Annotated in this window: 19 protein-coding genes and 1 pseudogene; 10 read left to right on the forward strand and 10 right to left on the reverse strand. The window is 69.4% G+C overall.

What is annotated here, in order from left to right; translation table 11 throughout:
- The coding region (locus tag G6030_RS04250; RefSeq protein WP_241724147.1) for a lipase family protein at positions 1 to 639 on the forward strand (639 nt) is incomplete at its 5' end.
- An 88-nt stretch (positions 640 to 727) separates the two neighbouring features.
- On the opposite strand, the gene gyrB is transcribed toward G6030_RS04250, so the two are convergent.
- From gyrB to dnaA, 5 genes are all read right to left on the reverse strand, one after another.
- Positions 728 to 2,848, reverse strand: a complete 2,121-nt coding sequence (gene gyrB / locus G6030_RS04255) for a DNA topoisomerase (ATP-hydrolyzing) subunit B (RefSeq protein ID WP_182642307.1) — start codon at positions 2,846 to 2,848, stop codon at positions 728 to 730.
- Between the two features lie 86 nt (positions 2,849 to 2,934).
- A complete protein-coding gene (locus G6030_RS04260; RefSeq protein WP_182642308.1) occupies positions 2,935 to 3,489 on the reverse strand; it encodes a DciA family protein in 555 nt (184 codons plus the stop codon).
- Entirely contained in the window at positions 3,486 to 4,718 is a 1,233-nt protein-coding gene (gene recF / locus G6030_RS04265; protein WP_182642309.1) for a DNA replication/repair protein RecF, read from the reverse strand. Before recF ends, G6030_RS04260 begins: the two co-directional genes overlap by 4 nt.
- Before the next feature lie 25 nt (positions 4,719 to 4,743).
- Entirely contained in the window at positions 4,744 to 5,919 is a 1,176-nt protein-coding gene (gene dnaN / locus G6030_RS04270) for a DNA polymerase III subunit beta (protein ID WP_182642310.1), read from the reverse strand.
- A gap of 594 nt (positions 5,920 to 6,513) precedes the next feature.
- Complete coding sequence (dnaA, locus tag G6030_RS04275; protein ID WP_241724149.1) at positions 6,514 to 7,959, reverse strand: chromosomal replication initiator protein DnaA; 1,446 nt, start codon at positions 7,957 to 7,959, stop codon at positions 6,514 to 6,516.
- Between the two features lie 596 nt (positions 7,960 to 8,555).
- On the opposite strand from dnaA, the gene rpmH reads away from it, so the two are divergent.
- From rpmH to G6030_RS04320, 9 genes are all read left to right on the forward strand, one after another.
- Positions 8,556 to 8,699 carry a 50S ribosomal protein L34 gene (gene rpmH, locus G6030_RS04280; RefSeq protein ID WP_007629603.1) on the forward strand — a complete coding sequence of 48 codons (144 nt, stop codon included), beginning with the start codon at positions 8,556 to 8,558 and terminating at the stop codon, positions 8,697 to 8,699.
- 18 nt (positions 8,700 to 8,717) lie between these two features.
- Positions 8,718 to 9,080, forward strand: coding sequence for a ribonuclease P protein component (gene rnpA / locus G6030_RS04285; protein WP_182642312.1), 363 nt, complete (start codon positions 8,718 to 8,720; stop codon positions 9,078 to 9,080).
- On the forward strand, positions 9,077 to 9,370 hold the full coding sequence (yidD, locus tag G6030_RS04290) for a membrane protein insertion efficiency factor YidD (protein WP_182642313.1): 294 nt from the start codon (positions 9,077 to 9,079) through the stop codon (positions 9,368 to 9,370). Before rnpA ends, yidD begins: the two co-directional genes overlap by 4 nt.
- Positions 9,371 to 9,387: 17 nt before the next feature.
- Positions 9,388 to 10,590 (forward strand): membrane protein insertase YidC, encoded by a 1,203-nt coding sequence (gene yidC, locus G6030_RS04295; RefSeq protein ID WP_182642314.1) that lies wholly within the window; start codon positions 9,388 to 9,390, stop codon positions 10,588 to 10,590.
- Between the two features lie 128 nt (positions 10,591 to 10,718).
- Positions 10,719 to 11,207: a R3H domain-containing nucleic acid-binding protein gene (locus G6030_RS04300; RefSeq protein ID WP_182642315.1), complete on the forward strand. Its 489-nt coding sequence runs from the start codon at positions 10,719 to 10,721 to the stop codon at positions 11,205 to 11,207.
- Positions 11,208 to 11,341: 134 nt separating this feature from the next.
- Complete coding sequence (gene rsmG / locus G6030_RS04305; protein ID WP_182642316.1) at positions 11,342 to 12,070, forward strand: 16S rRNA (guanine(527)-N(7))-methyltransferase RsmG; 729 nt, start codon at positions 11,342 to 11,344, stop codon at positions 12,068 to 12,070.
- A 110-nt stretch (positions 12,071 to 12,180) separates the two neighbouring features.
- Positions 12,181 to 13,170, forward strand: coding sequence for a ParA family protein (locus G6030_RS04310; RefSeq protein ID WP_182642317.1), 990 nt, complete (start codon positions 12,181 to 12,183; stop codon positions 13,168 to 13,170).
- Positions 13,167 to 14,342, forward strand: coding sequence for a ParB/RepB/Spo0J family partition protein (locus tag G6030_RS04315; RefSeq protein WP_182642318.1), 1,176 nt, complete (start codon positions 13,167 to 13,169; stop codon positions 14,340 to 14,342). Before G6030_RS04310 ends, G6030_RS04315 begins: the two co-directional genes overlap by 4 nt.
- On the forward strand, positions 14,339 to 15,001 hold the full coding sequence (locus G6030_RS04320; protein ID WP_106385307.1) for a hypothetical protein: 663 nt from the start codon (positions 14,339 to 14,341) through the stop codon (positions 14,999 to 15,001). Before G6030_RS04315 ends, G6030_RS04320 begins: the two co-directional genes overlap by 4 nt.
- A 64-nt stretch (positions 15,002 to 15,065) precedes the next feature.
- Here the strand turns inward: G6030_RS04320 and G6030_RS04325 are convergent, their stop codons facing one another.
- The 5 genes and pseudogenes from G6030_RS04325 to G6030_RS04345 all read right to left on the reverse strand — a co-directional run.
- A complete protein-coding gene (locus tag G6030_RS04325; protein WP_063935461.1) occupies positions 15,066 to 16,256 on the reverse strand; it encodes an N-acetylmuramoyl-L-alanine amidase in 1,191 nt (396 codons plus the stop codon).
- Between the two features lie 127 nt (positions 16,257 to 16,383).
- Entirely contained in the window at positions 16,384 to 16,728 is a 345-nt protein-coding gene (gene trxA / locus G6030_RS04330) for a thioredoxin (RefSeq protein ID WP_007629616.1), read from the reverse strand.
- 38 nt (positions 16,729 to 16,766) lie between these two features.
- On the reverse strand, positions 16,767 to 17,699 hold the full coding sequence (gene trxB, locus G6030_RS04335) for a thioredoxin-disulfide reductase (protein ID WP_131885629.1): 933 nt from the start codon (positions 17,697 to 17,699) through the stop codon (positions 16,767 to 16,769).
- Between the two features lie 133 nt (positions 17,700 to 17,832).
- A complete protein-coding gene (gene sigM, locus G6030_RS04340; RefSeq protein WP_347238573.1) occupies positions 17,833 to 18,441 on the reverse strand; it encodes an RNA polymerase sigma factor SigM in 609 nt (202 codons plus the stop codon).
- A gap of 71 nt (positions 18,442 to 18,512) precedes the next feature.
- Positions 18,513 to 19,410 (reverse strand): annotated as a pseudogene (locus G6030_RS04345) (hypothetical protein); the annotation flags it as partial.

Below are 19,410 nucleotides of genomic sequence, written 5' to 3' on the forward strand. Positions count from 1 at the left end.
GGCGGCGCCTCCGCGGCCGCGGCCGAGCTCGCCCCGGAGTACGCGCCCGAGCTGGACCTGCGCGGCGCCTACGCCTCCGCCCCGCCGGCCGACCTGCTCGCCGTGCTCCGCCACATCGACGGCAGCACCCTCACCGGCGCCATCGGCTACTCCATCAACGGCATGCTCCTGCGCTACCCCTCGCTGGCCGGGGTCATCGAGCGCAACATCAACGACGCCGGGCGGGCCGCCCTGGCCGACACCGCGAAGCTGTGCACCCTCGACCTGCGCACCCGGTACGGCGGTCACACCACCGCCGAGTGGACCCGCAGCGGCGAGCGTCTGGGGGACGTCATCGTCTCCGAGCCGGACGCCCTCGCGGTCCTCGACCACCAGCGCATCGGTGCCCGACGGCCCCACGTTCCCGTGCTGCTCGCGGGCGGGATCCACGACGACATCATCCCGCTCGGCCAGGTCGAGCAACTCGGCCGCGACTGGTGCGGCCAGGGCGTCGACGTGCAGTTCCACCACGAGACCACCCCGCCGGTGCGCGGCGTCACCCACGCCGCGGCCGCCGTGACCAACTTCCCGCTGGCCGTGCAGTTCGTCCACGACCGCCTCGCCGGCGTGCCCCCGCGCAACGACTGCGGGCGCCTCTAGCCCTGCCCCGAAATCGGCGACTCCGCCGCCGGATCGGCAGCCCCTGTGGGGGTCGCGGACACAGCGGCGGAGTCGCCGATTTCGGGGGTCAGACGTCCAGGAACCTCACGTCACGAGCGTTGCGGGTGATGAAGTTGCGGCGCGCGTCCACGTCCTCACCCATGAGGATCGAGAAAAGCTCGTCGGCCGCCGCGGCGTCCTCGAGGGTGACCTGCCGGAGGGTGCGGACCGACGGGTCCATCGTGGTCTCCCACAGCTCCTTCGGGTTCATCTCGCCGAGGCCCTTGTAGCGCTGGATCCCGTCGTCGACGTTGATCTTGCGCTTGTTCTCCAGGCCGATCTTGAGGAGCTCGTCGCGCTCGCGGTCCGAGTACGCGAAGTCCGGCTCGCCCTTGCTCCACTTGAGCTTGTACAGCGGCGGCTGCGCGAGGTAGACGTACCCGTTCTCCACGAGCGGCTTCATGAAGCGGAAGATGAGCGTGAGCAGCAGCGTCGCGATGTGCTGGCCGTCGACGTCGGCGTCGGCCATCAGCACGATCTTGTGGTACCGCAGCTTGTCGATGTCGAATTCCTCGTGGATGCCGGTGCCCAGCGCCGTGATGATGGCCTGGACCTCGGCGTTCTTGAGGACCTTGTCGATCCGCGACTTCTCGACGTTGATGATCTTCCCGCGCAGCGGCAGGATCGCCTGGAACATCGAGTCGCGACCGGACTTGGCCGAACCACCGGCCGAGTCACCCTCCACGATGTAGAGCTCGGACTTCGACGGGTCCTTGGACCGGCAGTCCGCGAGCTTGCCGGGCAGGCCGCCGATGTCGGTCGCCGACTTCCGGCGCACCATCTCGCGGGCCTTGCGAGCGGCGACGCGGGCCTGGCTGGAGGCGATGGCCTTGTTGACGATCACCTTGGCCTCGGCGGGATTGGCCTCGAACCAGTGACCGACGTGCTCGGCCACCTGCCGCTGGACGAAACCCTTGACCTCGGTGTTGCCGAGCTTGGTCTTGGTCTGCCCCTCGAACTGCGGGTCCGCGATCTTGGCGGAGATGACGGCCGCGAGGCCCTCGCGGATGTCGTCACCCGTGAGGTTGGGGTCCTTCTCCTTGATGAGCTTCTTATCCCGGGCGTACTTGTTGACCAGCGAGGTCAACGCCGCACGGAAGCCCTCCTCGTGGGTGCCGCCCTCGTGGGTGTTGATCGTGTTGGCGAAGGTGTGGACGGACTCCGAGTACCCGGAGTTCCACTGCATGGCGACCTCGACCTCGTGGCCGGTGCCCTTGCCATCGAAGTACAGGATCGTCGGGTGGATCGCGGTCTTGGACTTGTTGATCGCCTGGACATAGTCCTTGAGACCGTCCGGGTAGTGGAAGGTCCGCTTGCGCTCGCGGATCTTCTCGGGCGCGGCCGCCGCCTCGCCGCCCTCGCCGGCGCCCTCGACGAAGACCTGCTCGGCGTCCACGGCGCTGGCCAGGTCCGAGCCCTCGTCCGAGCCCGGCGCGGAGTCCGGTCCGACGCCCTCGCTGTCCGCGATCGCGTCGAGCTCCGCCGCCTTCTCGGCGCGCGGCCGGCGATCCGTCAGCGTGATGGTCAGTCCCTTGTTGAGGAACGCCATCTCCTGCAGTCGGCGGGCCACGATGTCAAAGTCGTACTCGGTGGTCTCGAAGATCGAGGGGTCCGCCCAGAACCGGACCTTGGTCCCGGTGCCCTCGGCGGGCCCGGCGTCGACCAGCTCCGCCGGCACGGCCATGTCGAAGTCCTGCTTCCACAGGCGGCCGTCGCGCTTGATCTGGACCTCGACGCGGGTCGACAGCGCGTTGACCACCGAGATGCCCACGCCGTGGAGACCACCGGAGACCGCGTAGGAATCCGAGTCGAACTTGCCGCCCGCGTGGAGCTGGGTCATGACCACCTGCACGGTGGGCATGCCCGACTCGTGCATCTCCACCGGGATGCCTCGGCCGTCGTCGATGACCTCGACGCCGCCGTCCTCGAGCAGAGTGACCTTGACGCCGGTCGCGTGCCCCGCCATCGCCTCGTCGACGGAGTTGTCGACGACCTCCCAGATCAGGTGGTGCAGACCCCGCGGTCCGGTGGAGCCGATGTACATACCCGGCCGCATCCGGACGGCCTCGAGCCCCTCGAGGACCGTGATCGATGAAGCGCCGTATTCCTTGGCTCCACCGTTGTCGGCCGTGCTCCTGGCGTCCGCCACGTGCGATCTCCTCGCGTCTCGGGGGTCTGGGACCGGCCCAGTCTACCTGCGGGAACCGCCGCGCGGGCCGCGGGCACGCCCGGCCCTCACCCGTAGGTGTCCCGCGGGCCCCGACCCGACACGTGGAGGGGGCCCTTCCGCCAACTCGGTTTCTCCGGCCCCTCCACCTTGAGCCGACGGACGTGACCCGGTCCCATGGCGGCGGCGATCTTGCGGAGGATGTCCGCGGACATCAACCGCAGCTGCGTGGCCCACGCGGTACTCGAGGCCCGCACGTGGAGGATCCCCTCCTCCAGACGCTCCGGCGTCGCGTGGCTCGAGACGTCCTCGCCGACGATCCGTCCCCACTCGGCGAACAGCCGGCCGGTGGCGACCTTGTCGTCCCATCCGCGCTTCTTGGCGACCTGGCCGACGAGCCGCCCGAGCGGCTGAGGATCCCACGGGTCGGCGCCGGCGCCCGTCCACCCGCGCTTGCGCAGCCGACGTCCCGCGCCGACCGGGCCGGTCCGTCCGCGACCGACCTGTTTGCCTTCCGCACGGGCCTTCGCCCTGGCCTCCTCGAGCGCCTTCTTGGCGATGTCATAACCACGTTGTGGCTGTTCAGACGGTGTTATTCCGTCCGCGCCGGTCCCGCCCGTCATGTCGGGTCCCCACTTTCCGTATCGGTGTTCTCGTCGTCGTCACCCTCGTCGTCCCGGGGTCGTGACAGTGTCATCGCGGAGTGACGGTCCCGCCGCTCGCCCGTCATCACGACGTCATGACGCACGCCCCGCAGTCCGGCTGGGACGTCCTCCCCGACCGCCGCGGTGATGAGGACCTGCTCGACCCCGGCCGCGACATCGGCGAGCGCGGCGCGGCGGTGGCGGTCGAGTTCGGCGAACACGTCGTCGAGGAGGAGCACCGGCTCGGCACCGTCGGCGCGGAACAGTTCGAGGGAGCCGAGGCGCAACGCGAGCGCGAACGACCACGTCTCCCCGTGGCTGGCGAAGCCCTTCGCCGGCTCGTCGCCGAGGGACAGGAGGAGGTCGTCCCGGTGCGGCCCGACGAGTGACATGCCGCGGTCGATCTCGTCGCGTCGCCGTCGACCGAGCTCCGCGAGGAGCACCGCCTCGACGAGTTCGGGATCGGTCAGCTCGGACTCGTCGGGGGTGTCGGCGACGCGGAACCGGTAGGCGAGATCGGCCGGGCGGGACTCGGGTGCCAGCCCGCGATAGGCGTCGACGACGAGGGGTCGCAGCTGCCGGAGGAGGTCGATCCGCCCGGCCACCAGTCGGGCCCCGAGTTCGGCCAGCCGGCCGTCCCACACGTCGAGGGTGTCCAGCACGGCGGCGGATTCCTCCGGCCGGCCGCGCCGCATCGCACCGGACGCGGACTTGAGCAGCGCGGTGCGCTGGCGCAACACGGACGAGTACTCGGCGAGGTCGCCACCGAGCGAGGGTCGGCGTTGGACCATGAGCTCGTCGAGCAGCCGACGCCGCTCGGCTGGTTCGCCGCGCACGAGGGCGAGGTCCTCGGGCGCGAAGAGGACGGACTGGACGACCCCGAGGATGTCGGAGAGTCGGCGGCACGGTGAGGTGTTGAGTCTCGCGCGGTTGGCCTTGCCGGAGTTGAGGGCGAGTTCCACGGTGAGTTCCCGCCCGGCGTTGTGGGCGAGTGCGCCGACCAGCGCGGTCCCGGCACCGGTCCGGATCATCGGTGCGTCACCCGCGACGCGATGGGACCGGAGGCTGGCCAGGACGCCGATCGCCTCGAGGACGTTGGTCTTCCCGTGGCCGTTGCGGCCCACCAGGGTGGTGACCCCCGGCTCGAGGTCCAGTTCGAGCAGCGGCCAGGACCGGAAGTCCAGGAGCCTGAGGTGACGCAGGTGCATACCGGATCGGTCCCGGGTCGCGGACTCAGCCCGGCAGGCGCACGGGCATGAGCAGGTAGGTGTGGTCCGACTCGACGGGCGCGATGGCGCCGTCGGCGCCCGGCTCGGGGAGGGTCTCGGGTGCGGGTCGCAGGACGGCGGGGCGGCTGGGCTGCGTGAACCCGAACGCGACGCGGGCCGAGTGGATGCTGCCCAGGCCGTCGAGCAGGTAGCCGGGGTTGAAGGCGATGGTCAGCGGCTCGCCGACGAAGTCCACGGGGAGCGACTCGTTGGCCTGCGCGGCGTCGTCACCGCCGGCCGAGAGCGCGAGCTCACCCTCACTGAACGCCATGCGGACCTGGACGCCGCGGTCGGCGACGAGCGCGACACGCTTGATCGCCTGCACGAGCGCGTCGACCTCGACGACCGCGACGGACGTGTGCTGGGGCGGCAGCAGCTGCCGGACCTTGGGGAACTCCGCGTCGAGCAGGCGGGTGGTGGTGCGCTGACCGGAGACCAGCACACCGAGGATGCCCTCGGCCCCGACGTTGGAGCCCGCTCCGAGGCTGAGGTCGACGCGACCACCGTGCCCGGCGGAGCGGGTGACCTCGGACAACGCCTTGGCCGGGATGAGCACCTCGACGGTGACGTCCTCGCGAGCCGGCTCCCAGTCGAACTCGCGGATGGCCAGGCGGAACCGGTCGGTCGCGATGAGCGTGACCCGGGTGCCCTCGATCTCCATCCGGATGCCGGTGAGCATCGGGAGGGTGTCGTCCTTGCCGGCCGCGACGACGACTTGGCCCACGGCCTCCGAGAACGCGTCGACCTCCGCGGAGCCGGTGACCTCCGGCATGGCCGGCAGCTGCGGGTAGTCCTCGACCGGCATGGTCGGGAGGGTGAACTTCGCGGAGCCGCAGGTGATGTACATCTTCTGCGCGGTGACCACCACCTCGACCGGGCGGTCGGGCAGGGCGCGGGCGATGTCGGCCAACAGCCGACCGGACACCAGCGTGCTGCCGGGCTCGGAGACCTCCGCGGGTACCGAGACCTGGGCCGACGTCTCGTAGTCGAACCCCGAGATCGTCAGACCCGAGTCCGCCTCGAGCAGGACGCCGCCGAGGATCGGCACCGACGGCCGCGAGGGCAGCGTGCGGGCGACCCAGGCCACGGAATCCGCGAAGTCCTCGCGGGTGACGCGGAACGTCGGATCCGTGATCTCCATCGATGACCTCTTTCAGGCGGGGCGGATACCGGCTGCGGTATCTGGACGAGTGGTCTGTTTCGGGGGTCGTGCCGAACGTGCCCGCCGCGGTCGGCGGAACGTCTCCATGAGGGTAACCGCTCGCACCGACAGTGGGCACACGGAGTCCTGGAACCCGGTCAAGCAGGCTCGCCGTTCCACATCCCTACTTCTTACAAGAACTCTCAAGAGAGATAAGAGGTAGTAGTAGGTCCTGTGAAATTGTGAGCCGAGACCTGTAATCACAGGTCTTCGCCGATTTCGTCGTGTGAACGCCGCTGTCGATTCTTGTGATTTGGTTGAGCGGCCCGGTGGAATCACAAGACTGCGTCCACTCTCTGTCCACCGTCGGTCCACAAGATCCCACAGCTTTGTCCACAGCTGTGAACGATGTGACCAAGGGGGTCGCGTGGGTCTCGGTTGTGTCGCGACGCGGTCGCAGGCGCCGTGACTCGACGGTCGCGGACGCCACGACATGACGGTCGCGGAGGGATGACAGGGGGCCAGGGGACGCGAGAACCCGCGCGCACGACGAATCAGCGCGTATGGCGGGAAGGGGGACGCTACGACGGGCCCTCAGAGCGAGCGGGAGCGCTCCTTGATCCGGGCGGTGAGCTCCTGGATCTGGTCGTAGGTACGCCGGTCGTCCTTGATCTCCTTGAGGATCTTGCGCTGGGCGTACATGACCGTGGTGTGGTCCTTGCCGCCGAAGGTGACGCCGATCTTGGGAAGGGAGAGGTCGGTGAGCTCGCGGCAGAGGTACATGGCGATCTGCCGCGCCCGGGAGAGCGACCGCGTCTTGGACGTGCCGCACAGTTCGTCGATGCTCGTCGAGAAGAACTCCGCGGTCACCGCCATGATGGTCGCCGCGGAGATCTGCAACGAGTCGTCGTCGGACACCACGTCGCGCAGAACGATCTCGGCGAGCGGCACGTCGATCTCGTGCCCGTTGAGCGACGCGAACGCCACCACACGGATGAGCGCGCCCTCGAGTTCGCGGATGTTGCGCTGGACGCGGGTGGCGATGAGCTCGAGGACGTCCCGGGGGACGACGTAGTTCTCGGACTTCGCCTTCTTGTCCAGGATCGCGATGCGTGTCTCGAGCTCGGGCGGCTGGATGTCGGTGATCAGCCCCCACTCGAACCGCGTACGTAGTCGGTCCTCGAGGGGCTGCAGCTGCTTGGGCGGCCGGTCGGAGGAGATCACGATCTGCTTCTGCGCGTTGTGGATCGTGTTGAAGGTGTGGAAGAACTCCTCCTGGACCTGCTCCTTGCCGATCAGGAACTGGATGTCGTCCACCAGCAGGATGTCCGCCTCGCGGTACCGCTTCTTGAACATGTTCTGGCGCCCGTCGCGGACGGAGTTGATGAAGTCGTTGGTGAACTCCTCGGTCGAGACGTACTTGACCTTCTGTTCGGAGTACATGCGCAACGAATAGTGCCCGATGGCGTGGAGCAGGTGGGTCTTGCCGAGTCCGGATTCTCCCCAGATGAACAGGGGGTTGTACGCACGGGCGGGCGCCTCGGCCACGGCGAGTGCGGCGGCCCTGGCGAACCTGTTGGAGTTGCCCTGGACGAACGCGCTGAAGGTGTAGCGCTCGTTGAGGCCGGGGGCCGTCGCAGCGGACAGCGCCTCGTCGCGGTCGCTGCCGTGGAGGAGTCGCTCGGCGGCGATCTGTTCCTCGGTCATCCGCCGGGGCCGTGTGGTGGCCGGCGGGTGCTCCTCCTCGGCGTCCGGGCGATGGATCTCGTCGGCGTCGATGACCTGGTCGTCCTGGTCGTCGGTGGGCGGTTGCCCGCCGGCCAGGGAGGTGTCGACCTTGACGGCGAGGTCGACGGGCTCGCCGAGCTGCGCGCTGAGGGCGCGGGTGATGGGTCCGCGCAGGACCGATTCGATGTTGTCGCGGGCGAAGGCGGACGGCGCGGCGAGCATCGCGAAGCCGTTGACCACGGCGATCGGCTGGACGAGCCGGAGCCACGCCTGTTGCTGGCGGGACAGCGCCGGGTTGTCGTCGCTGGCCAGTTGGGGATCGGTGAGCCTGTCGAGGACGGCACTCCACACGTGTTCGAGCTCAGGAGACACGGTGGGCGGTCTCCTCTCGTCAGCGTGTCGGGCGATCCCGGCGGGCCGGGGGGCCGGCCAGGCCGGACACCACACTCTATCCACAGGCTCCGACCCAGGTCCACTGAGGTATCCACATGGTTGTCCACAGCTGTGAGAAGACAGACTTCTCCCGTGGACGGTTCGCAGGTGAAGGATCAGCGGCGAGGGGTCGGAGGTACTGGTTCGGATCTGAGGTTATGTACAGCCCGGTGGGCGTGTTGGTGAAAGACCGTAACAACACGTCCCAGCCAGGGGCAACCCTCAAGAGCGACTGGAGCCCGGAAGTCAAGCATCGCGGCCGTGGGCGTGTCGAGATGGCCTGCGAAGTGGTGACGGGGGGACGAATGGGATTACACGGTTTGGTGGCCGGCGCGTCGTGCGCGTAATCTTGAACAGTCTGTCGTGCGCCCGCGGGCGTACGGCGCGTCGTGGTGCCGCCGACCCCGGTGATTCGACGACGTCTCGTACTCGAACAGGCGCCGGTCACGGCGCCGACTTCACGTGAGGAGCCAACCATGGCCAAGGGCAAGCGGACTTTCCAGCCGAACAACCGTCGTCGTGCCAAGGTGCACGGCTTCCGTCTCCGGATGCGCACGCGCGCCGGCCGTGGCATCGTCGGCGCCCGTCGTCGCAAGGGCCGCGCCTCGCTGACGGCCTGATCCCGGCCGGGGTGGCGCGTGCTTCCCAGGTCGCACCGGCTCCACCGTTCCGCTGATTTCGCGACGGTGGTGCGCAGGGGTGCCAGGAAGGGCCGCCGCACCATGGTCGTACACGCCCACGTGGACTCCTCGGATGTCCGCGTGGGCGGTCCGCGTTTCGGGCTCGTCGTGAGCAAAGCCGTCGGGGACTCGGTGACACGCCACCGGGTCAGCCGGCGGCTTCGTCATATCGCCGCCGAGGTGCTGGCGGACGTCGACCCGGACCTCATGGTCGTCGTGCGCGCGAACCCGGCGTCGGCGACGGCGCCTCACGCGGATCTGGTGCGGGACATGAGAACCGGGTTGGCCGCGGCGGCGGCACGGGCTCGGGGGTCCTCGTGACCCGGGGGCGTCCGGGACTCGTGGCCCGGGTCCTGTTGTGGATGCTGGACTTCTATCAGAAGGGCATCTCGCCGCTCACCCCGCCGAGTTGCCGCTTCGAGCCGACCTGCAGCGCATACGCCGTCGAGGCCGTGCGTGTCCACGGCGCCTGGTACGGCACCTGGCTCTCGGTGTGGCGCCTGCTGCGTTGCGGCCCGTGGACGCCCGGCGGGTGGGACCCGGTCCCGGAGCCACGCGCGCCCGATCCTCCGGACGGGCATGACGCGCACGACCACAATTCACGAACGTAGCTAGGACTCACACACCCATGTCGTTCATCACCAACCCGCTGGTCTATTACCCGATCTCCGGGATCCTCTGGTTCTGGCACAAGATCTTCGCCTTCCTCGGGGGGCTACTCCCCTGGGTCGAGGCGCCGGACTCCAACGGCGTCATCTGGGCGCTGTCGGTGATCTTCCTCGTCGTCACGCTGCGCGCGTTGCTGTTCTGGCCGGCGGCCAAGCAGATCCGCTTCTCCCGCAAGATGCAGGAGCTGCAGCCCAAGATGAAGGAGCTGCAGAAGCGGTACAAGAACGACCGCGAGAAGCTCGCCGTCGAGACGCGCAAGCTGCAGAAGCAGGAGGGCTTCAACCCACTGCTGGGCTGTCTGCCCATGCTCATCCAGATCCCTGTGTTCCTGGGTCTGTTCCACGTGCTGCGCTCGTTCAACCGGATGGGTGAGCAGTTCGGCGCGCTGGGGATGACGGCCGAGGAGACGCGCAACACGGGAAACTACGTGTTCAACGCGGACGAGGTCCAGAGCTTCCTCGACGCCCGCCTGTTCGGCGCCCCGCTGTCGTCGTTCATCTCCCAGCCGGTCGAGCAGTTCCAGGCCTTCGTCGAACCGGGTGCCGCGCTGGACTTCGCCCGCTGGAACATCATCCTGGTCGCCGTCCCGCTGATGATCATCTCGGCGGTCACGACCCACTTCAACGCCCGCGTGTCGCTGTCGCGCCAGTCGCCGGAGGCGGCGGCGAATCCGCAGGCGAAGATCATGAACCAGCTGATGCTGTGGGCGTTCCCCATCGGCATCCTGGTGACCGGTGCGTTCTGGCCGATGGCGATCCTCGTCTACATGGTCACCAACAACCTGTGGACCCTGGGCCAGCAGTACTTCCTGTACGAGCGGATGGCCAAGGAGGACGACGCCGCCGCGCTGGCGCGCAGTGAGGAGCAGAAGGCCCTCGCCCCGCGCGTCGGGGTGAAGCCGGTCAACCCCAAGAAGGGCCGTGGGAGCGGGTCGGCCGCCGCGTCGGGTACGGCCGTGGCCACCGCGCCCACCGTGGGTGCGGATGAGGTGAAGGGGGACGACGACGAGGTGGTCCCGCCGAAGGCCGCTCCCGCCTCCCCCTCCCCGAGCGGGCCCCGCCCGGGGCAGCGCCCACAGGCGCCGGGCGGACAGCGGAGTAGGCCGGCTCAGAAGGCCTCCGGATCGCGGCCCAAGAACAAGAAGAAGAAAAAGAAGCGGTGACCCGGTAGGGCACGCAACTGGACGAGGTCCCCGATGCTCCGGCGTCGGGGACCTTGTCCCATACTTGGGGTAGATACTCGTCGGCTCATGTGGGTACGGCGATCGGCGGTCACGATGGAGGCGGGTCCATGTCCAAGAGGAGCATCGAGGTGTCCGAGGAACGATTGGTCGAGGAGGGCGAGGTGGCCGGCGACTATCTCGAGCAGTTCCTCGACATCCTGGACTTCGACGGGGACATCGACCTCGATGTCGAGGGCGATCGCGCGGTCGTGAGCATCGTCGGTGGCGACGATCTCGACACCCTCGTGGGTCCGGACGGCGCGGTGCTCGATGCGATCCAGGAGTTGACCCGTCTCGCCGTCCAGCAGGAGTTGGGTGACCGGAGTCGGCTGATGCTCGACATCGCCGGGTGGCGCGAGGCAAAGCGGGAGGCGTTGACCGATGCCGGTCGTGTCGCCGCCCAGCGGGTGCTCGAGTCCGGGGAGTCGGAGGAACTGGAGCCGATGACCCCGTTCGAGCGGAAGGTCATCCACGACGCGATCGCGGAGATCGACGGTGTCACGTCGGACTCGACCGGCGTCGAGCCGAACCGCCGGGTGGTCGTCCTGCCGGAGTGAGGCCATGAGGACGCGGGCAGGGGTGCGAGTCGAGCGGCTCGCACCCCTGTCGCGTGTCCGGGGAGAATGACAACAATGTAGTTCGATGTTTCACGTGAAACCGGGCGGGGGCCCGATGGAGGTAGCTCAAAGCCATGACCGACGACACCGCTGACGAAACGACACGTGACGGCGGCGATACCGCGTCCCTCGATGTGCCGGCCGGCGCCGCAGACGTGTTCGGCGAGCGCCTCCCGCTGGCGATCCGCTACGTCGAGTTTCTCGGTTCCGCGGGACTGGAGCGGGGTCTGATGGGGCCACGCGAGCGACCTCGTCTGTGGGACCGGCACGTCCTCAACTCCGCAGCGGCAGCGTCTGCGCTCGAGGACGGGGAGGCCGTCGTGGACATCGGCAGCGGCGCCGGCCTCCCGGGGATACCGCTGGCCCTCGCCCGCCCGGATCTCCGCGTCACGCTCGTGGAACCCCTGCTGCGTCGTGTCACGTTCCTCGAGGAGATCATCGACGAGCTCGGGATCGACGTGCGGGTGGTTCGGGGCCGCGCGGAGGAGAGGCACATCATCGCGACGGCGGGGGACGCCGACGTCGTCGCGTCCCGCGCGGTGGCGCCCCTGGCCAAGCTCGCGGGGTGGTCCGCTCCCCTGCTCCGTGTCGGCGGCCGCATGGTCGCGCTGAAGGGTGAGTCCGCGGCAGACGAGGTCGAACGGGATCGTGGGGCACTCGCCAAGCTCGGTTTCGAGGGGCTTCGCGTCGAGACCGTGGCCGCCCCCGATGCCGAGCCGACGAGGCTGGTGATCGGCAGCCTGGCGACTAGGATGGGACATCGTGGCTCGCGATCTCGCGGGGGAGGACGACGCGGTCGGTGAACGGCCCGGGCATCCGGCCCGGGATCGTGTCGGTTTCACGTGAAACACTGACTCCACGGGCAGCAGATGCTGCACCGCCGGTGTCCATGATGGAAGTCGAAAGGTGACGGATGTCCGACGACGAGACCCCGATATTCGCGGCTGCGAGGCAGGCGAACGAGGTGCTCCACGGGGATGCCCCCGCGCTCCCCCGGCCCGAGACGCCGCGCATCATCACGATCGCCAACCAGAAGGGCGGCGTCGGGAAAACGACGTCCACCGTGAATCTCGCCGCAGCACTGGCTCTCGGCGGACTTGGGGTCCTCGTCATCGACATGGACCCTCAGGGGAATGCGAGCACGGCTCTCGGTGTGGACCACCGCGAGGGGACGCCGTCGAGCTACGAGCTGCTGATGTGGGAGGCCTCGATCGAGGACCTCATGCAGAAGAGCCCGCACGCCGAGCGGTTGTACTGCATCCCTGCGACCATTGATCTCGCCGGGTCGGAGATCGAACTCGTCGGCCTGCCTCACAGGGAGCGGCGGCTGGCCGAGGTCCTCCATCCGGATGATCTCCAACTGCTCGGGATCGACTACGTCTTCCTCGACTGCCCGCCTTCTCTGGGCCTGCTCACCGTCAACGCGATGGTGGCGGCGAGCGAGGTGCTCATCCCCATTCAGTGCGAGTACTACGCCCTCGAGGGCGTGGGGCAACTGCTGCGCAACGTCGAGTTGATCCAGCAGCACCTCAACACCGAACTCGAGATCTCGACGATCATGCTCACGATGTACGACGGCCGGACGAAGCTGGCCGAGCAGGTCGCTGGCGAGGTACGCAGCCACTTCGGCGATACGGTGCTGCGGACGGTCATTCCTCGGAGCGTGAAGGTGTCGGAGGCCCCGGGCTTCGGCATGACCATCCTCCAGTACGACGCGGGATCACGAGGTGCCCTGGCGTACCTCGACGCCGCCCGCGAGCTCAACGGCCGGGGCGGCGCCAGCAGTGGCCCGAGCGGTCGGGGGGCCAACGGGCCCGGTGGCGGTACGACGGCAGACGAGTTGGTGGGCACCCCCGCCCCCGGCACTAGCGCGGACGAGACGCGTCCGGAGGAGAGTCGATGAGTCAGCAACGCAAGGGTGGGCTCGGACGCGGCCTGGCGGCCCTCATCCCGACCGGACCCGACGACGGCCCACGGCTCGGTAGCGACGCGGCCGACGTGATCCTGGGCCCCCGCGCCGGCGGCCCGCGCACCTCTCCCCCGCGCCCCCGTCGGGCGTCGGTGGATACCGCGGCGCCGGCAGAGGCCCCGGGCGTCGGCGGGGCGCCTGCCGGTGCGGGCCGTGACGGGTCGTCGGCGTCCGCAGGAGCGGGTCGCGGGCGGGGCGCTGTTTCACGTGAAACGCCCCCCGCCGATGGAAGCGACCGCCCGGACGACGTTTCACGTGAAACCGCGGACCTGGTCGATCCGGGCGCGGTGTATCGGGAGATCTCGCCGAGCGACATCGACCCCAACCCCAAGCAGCCGCGGACCTACTTCGACGAGGAGGCGCTCGCCGAGCTCGCGCACTCCGTGAAGGAGTTCGGTCTGCTGCAACCCATCGTCGTCCGGGAGATGACCGGTGGGCGGTATCAGCTCATCATGGGCGAGCGCCGCTGGCGCGCGAGCCAGCGGGCCGAACTGGCGACGATCCCCGCGATCGTCCGTCAGACCGAGGACGAGGACCTTCTCCGCGACGCCCTGCTCGAGAACATCCACCGGGTACAGCTCAATCCCCTGGAGGAGGCGGCCGCGTACCAGCAGCTGCTCGAAGAGTTCAACGTGACGCAGTCCGAGCTGGCCAACCGGATCGGGCGGTCCAGGCCCGCCATCACCAACAGCATCCGTCTCCTCCAGCTCCCCACGGCGGTTCAGCGCAGGGTGGCCGCAGGCGTCCTGTCCGCAGGGCACGCCCGCGCTCTTCTCGGGCTGGAGGCGGGTGCGGCCGCACAGGACGAGCTCGCCGCGAGGATCGTCGCCGAGGGCTTGTCGGTCCGAGCCACGGAAGAGATCGTCACTCTGGCCAACCGTGACGCCGGCGATGCCGAGGAGAAACCGAAGCCCGCCCCCCGCGGTCGTCGGAAGGACCCCGAACTCGAGGCGGTGGCCGGTCGGCTGTCCGACCGCTTCGAGACCTCGGTGTCGGTGACGATGGGTCGCCGCAAGGGCCGCATCACGATCGATGTCGGGGACGCGGACGACCTGGCGCGTGTCCTCTCTCTACTCGAGGGCGGGTCGACCGGTACGACACGATGATCTCGATCCGTTCGTTGGACCTGTCCGCCGTGGACCATCTCGGCCCGCGGGCCCGGCGTTGCGTCTATTGGCAGACGGACGGCGAGTCCACGAGTGGCTCCCCCGGCGATCCGGAGTTCGAGAAGGAGGCGTGGATCTCCCACGTCTCGCTCGAGTGGGGCGTGTGTGGACAGATCGCCCGGGCCGCCGACCGGCCCGCTGCGGCGGCGTTCTACGCGCCCCCGGGGATGATTCCCCGCGCGTCCTGCTTCCCGACCTCCCCGGTCGGCGCTGACGCGATCCTCCTGGCGGGGATGAGCGTCGAGGACAGCGCGCCCGCCGGAGTCCTCACCTCGCTCCTCGACGCCGTCGTGGTGGACCTGCGGAGTCGCGGGATCAAGGCCATCGAGGCGTTCGGAGTCACGTCCGAGGACACGGGCGAGATAGCGTCACGTGACACGTGCGGCGCGGACTCGTGTGTGCCGGCGACGAGCTTCCTCATCGAGCATGGGTTCACCATCATCGCGCCGCACGAGACCCATCCGAGGCTCCGCCTCGATATCCAGAGCGAGCACCTGTGGAAGGCGGATGTCGAGCGCGCGCTCGATCAACTGTTCGCGGAACACGGCTTCGCCACCCGCCGGGTCGGTGTCCTGTCGGGGGCGTCGGCTCGGGCGTGATGCCCGGCCGGCCGTGATGCCCGGACGGGCCGGGTGACGCGTGTGCGGGCCCAGCCCGCCGGGCTCAGCTACGCTGGCGCTGCTCGTAGTCGATGAGGTCGTCGACGGACATCGACCCGGTGGGATGGTCGTCCTCGTCGAGCAGATAGAGGCGCTTGACGCCCACGAGGATCGAATCGATGATCGTGTCCTGCGCGTCCCGGTCCCCCAGGATGGCGAGGTCGCCGGCGTTGTGGGCGTACCCGAGGTAGATCTGCACGGACGGCATCCGGGTCATCCGCAACAGGGGCCAGCTGCGGCCGTGCGTGCGGCAGTCCCGCAGCTCGGTGCGGCTGACGATCTCCCGCTGGATGAAGCCCGACAGCGCCTCGCCGAGCATGGACTCCGCGCCCAGCGAGTTACCGAAGTAGAAGGTCGCCACGCCGTTGCCCACGGGGTTGGGATGGCGGTCGAGCCGCAGAGAGATGACGAGGTCGGCGTTGAAGGCGTTGGCGATCTCCGCGCGCTCGGGATCGGTGGGGATCATGGCCTCGGGCCGCGAGAGGAAGACCTCCACGCCGGCCTGGTTCATCCGCTCGGAGAGTCGGCGGGTGATGTCCCACAGGAGCTCGGCATCCGTGATCGTTCCGTTCGGGGTCTCGATGCGGATCGGGTTCTCGGACCCGCTGGGGCCGGGATCGAGCACGATCCGCTTGCCGGCGAGCATCGGACCGGAGGTGCGGGCGCGCTCCTTCTCCACGAGGGACGCCATGTCGCCGCCCTTGAAGAGGGTCGAGAAGCGGTTGATGGTGTCGAGGGTCTCGGCGCCCACGACGCCGTCCGCCTCGAGGGCGCAGTCCCGCTGGAAGTCGGTGACCGCAGCGTGGGTGAGGGCGCCGAAGGTCCCGTCGACGAGACCGGCGTAGAAACCGAGCTCCCCGAGCCGGCGCTGGAGCTGGGCGACGTCGTCCCCGGCCATGGGCTTGGAGACGATGTAGCTCAGATCCCGCGTCCCCAGGACGTGGCTGGCGTCGTCGAGGGCGGCCTGGGTCGCCGGACCCACGATCCCGTCGGAGATCAGCCCACGGGCCTGCTGGAAGGCCAGAACGGCCGTCTCGAGATCGGCGTCGAACACCGCGTCGGTCCGGGCGAGGACCGAACCGGTCTCCGGCTCGGTGACCCCGACCGAATCGATGTTGTGAAGCAGGCCCATCCCAGCGAGGGTGGCCCGGATCGCGGCCACCTCGGGCCCGCGGTCACCACGCCTCCACGCCATGGGTTCCTCCCGCTCTCTCGAGTTACGTACTCGAATGAACTTACCGCCTCACCCACCCGAGTGCCGTTTCCGCGCCGCGCGGCGGGGGACGGCTCAGGGGGTCTCTCAGCAGCTTCTTGCGGGACCCTCAGGAACCCAGGACGTCGCTGAGCTCCGAGCGCAGGGCCGACTTGGACTTCGCGCCGGTGAGGCGCTTCACGGGCTGTCCCTCGGAGAACAGCAGGAGCGCGGGGATCGCGGTGATCTGGTACTCGGCGGCCAGCTCCTGGTTGGCCTCGACGTCCACCTTGGCGACGGTGAGCTTGTCGGCCTCGGCGCCCGCGAGTTCGTTGAGGACCGGCGCCATCATGGTGCACGGGCGGCACCAGGTGGCCCAGAAGTCCACGAGCACCGGCTTGGAGGCGCTGGCGGCGAGGACGGCGTCGGCGAAGTCGGCCTCGGTGACGTCGACGATGTTGGGGGTGTCGGCCATGATGGCGGTCCTTTCGGTGGAGGTTCGGGTGGCTGGGGTCAGGCCTGCTCGGCGAGCCAGCGCTCGGCGTCGATCGACGCCGAGCAGCCGGAACCGGCGGCGGTGATGGCCTGGCGGTAGCGCTTGTCGACGAGATCGCCGCAGGCGAAGACCCCGGGGATGGAGGTGGCGGTGGTCTGGCCGGTGAGGACGTAGCCGTCCTCGTCCACCTCGACCTGGTCGCGTACGAGCTCCGACCGCGGGTCGTGGCCGATCGCCACGAACATCGCGGCGGTCTCGAGCTCACTCGTCTCGCCGGTGACCGTGTTGCGCAGGCACAGCTTCTCGACCGAGCCGGTGCTGCCGGCGACGACCCGGTCGACGGTCGTGTTGAGGATGAAGGAGATCTTCTCGTTCTCGCGGGCACGCTCGAGCATGATCTTCGACGCGCGGAACTCCTCGCGGCGGTGGACGATGGTCACCGAGGAGCCGAACTTGGTGAGGAAGGTCGCCTCCTCCATGGCCGAGTCGCCGCCGCCGACCACCACGATCGGCTTGTCGCGGAAGAAGAAGCCGTCGCAGGTGGCGCACGAGCTGACGCCGCGGCCGAGGTACTCCTGCTCCCCCGGGACGCCGAGGTAGCGGGCGGCGGCGCCCATCGCGAGGATGACGGCGCGGGCGCGGTGCTCCTCCTCGCCGACCCGGACGATCTTCACGTCGCCGGCCAGGTCCATCGACGTCACGTCCTCCATCCGGAGGTCGGCACCGAACCGCTCGGCCTGCTCACGCATCTGCATCATGAGGTCCGGGCCCATAATCCCCTCGGCGAAGCCGGGGAAGTTCTCCACGTCCGTGGTGGTCATGAGTGCACCGCCGAACTGGGAGCCCTCGAACACCACCGGCTTGAGCTCGGCCCGCGCGGAGTAGATGGCGGCGGTGTACCCGGCCGGGCCGGATCCGACGATGATGACGTCGTGGACGGTGTCGGTCATGAGTTCTCGGGGCTCCTCGGGGTGGGCGGTCGATGGGAGAGTGACGGACCTGCACCACCGTGGTCAGGCCTTCTCACAAGGCCACAACACGCGGGTGGTCCGGCTTGTTCCCCCAGTGTCCCCGGTCTCCCCCTCACGCGGTGAGGGTGACCCCCTCGAGGAGGACGGCGAGCTTGGCGCGGCCGCGCGCGCACCGGCTCTTGATGGTGCCCGGGGGGACGTTGAGCAGGTGGCTGGCCTCGGCCACGGTGCACCGCAACATGTCGACGACGACGACGGCGTCGCGCTGATCGTCGGGCAGTGCCGCCAGCGCCTCGGCGACGATGATCGCGTAGGCGGGGTCCTGGTGGAAGTGGTCGCGCAGGGTGACCTGCTCGTGCAGTGACGGGGTGAGCTGCGTGTGGGTGCGCAGGCGTTGGGCGCGCATCTTGTCCAGGCACGCGTTGACCACGATCCGGTAGAGCCATCCCTGGACGGGGCAGGCGTGCTGGAACGTGTCCGCCTTGCGGTATGCCGAAACGAGGGCCTCCTGGAGGGCCTCCGCGGCGTCATCGCGGTTGAACGACGTCCGGATGGCCAGCCGCCACAGGTAGTCGTAGTGACGGCGGACGAGCGCGGAGAACGCGTCCGGGTCGCCGGCGACGTGCGCGTCGATCAACTCGGCATCGGTCAGCGGGGACTCCGCCCGCAGGGGCGCACGCGTCGTCGCCGGGCCGGGGGTGACGGTGGCACCGGTGTTCACGGGCGTCACGGTAACCCGGTGAGTCGTCGGGTGGGGGTGTCACCTGGCGCCGGGCGGGACGGCCGGCGGGGTCAGCGGGTGAGCTCGACCTCGGTGATCTCGGCGTCGTAGGCCTGGGCACCGGACGTGCCGAGCCGGGTGATCCACACGAGCAGGTACTGCGTCTCCTCGGGCTCGTCGATCGTCACGGTCGCCTCGCCGCCGCGGACGGTCCCCGTGCCGAGCCGGGTGGTCTCGTCCAGGGAGGTCGGCGTCGCGGTGGGCGACGAGCGCACCTCGAAGCGCACGTCGTCGTCCTCGGAATGCAGGACGACCCGCCGGACCTCCTGCTCGTCGTCGAGGGTGAACATCAGCCCGATGCCCGGTTTGTAGGCCGACGGCGCGTCACCGATCTGTGCGCGGTAGGTGTCGCTCGACCACGAGGTCGAGGGGTCACCGTCGGCCACGTTCGGCGCGCTCGCCGAGTTCTCCGCCGTGCCGGCCGAGGACGCCGGCTGCCAGGCCGTCACGGTCGAGACCTCGACCGGGGTGTCCGGGGTGTCCTGCTCGGTCTCCTCGGCGTCCGCGTCCGTACCCGCCGGGTCCTCCGGCGCGGGCTCGGTGGTCTGGGAGGCACGGCTGGCCTGGGCGGCCCGCTCGATCGCGTCGAGCTGCTGCGACAGCGGGGTGTCGCTGCTCGTGCCGCCGAAGCCGCCGAGCATCCAGGTGAGGATCAGCCCGATCACCACGACCGCCGCGGCGGAGGTGCCCGCCATGATCTGCCAGCGCCGCTTCTGCGTCTCCGGGTCCGGCTCGGAGTCCGACCCGTCGTAGGTCCCGGAGTACGGCGCCGCGTACGCCGCGCCCGCGGGAGGCACGACGGCACTCCCGGTGGACGGGACGCCCGCCGGGTCCGGGCCCATCGGGCGGGCGATCCGCGCGGCGCGCACCGGCCCGCCGACGCGGTCGGCAACCATGGATCTCACGGTG

Origin of the sequence: Dietzia sp. E1, from assembly GCF_014145015.1 — a bacterium.
Classification (GTDB): domain Bacteria; phylum Actinomycetota; class Actinomycetes; order Mycobacteriales; family Mycobacteriaceae; genus Dietzia; species Dietzia cinnamea_A.